A 287-nucleotide genomic window follows, 5' to 3' on the forward strand; every position below is an offset into this window, starting at 1 on the left:
TCCATTGTCCAGGCAAAATCGCCGCATGTATTATTTTAAAACTTTTACTTTAACCGTTCTGACGCCCCAATTTATTGCGTCAGATTTGCTAGGAACAAATACGTCAATTTTGTTCCCTTTAATAGCGCCGCCGGTATCTGCAGCAGTCGCTTCACCATAGCCTTCAACATGAACTTTGGTGCCAAGCGGAATCACGTTTGGATCGACAGCAATGACTTTGGCGTTTTTATTGGCTTTTAAATTGATTCCTGTCGCTGTGACACCTGACATTCCGCCATCGTCAGCTG

General features: G+C 44.3%; 1 protein-coding gene. It reads right to left on the reverse strand.

Annotation, left to right across the window (positions count from 1 at the left end; all coding sequences use genetic code 11):
- Positions 1 to 30: 30 nt before the first annotated feature.
- Positions 31 to 287: 3D domain-containing protein (locus tag P0G09_RS20625; protein ID WP_275253614.1), on the reverse strand; the 257-nt coding region annotated here is incomplete at its 5' end.

The sequence above is a fragment of the Faecalibacterium sp. DFI.5.82 genome (genome assembly GCF_029076575.1).
Classification (GTDB): Bacteria; Bacillota; Clostridia; order Oscillospirales; family Ruminococcaceae; genus Faecalibacterium; species Faecalibacterium duncaniae.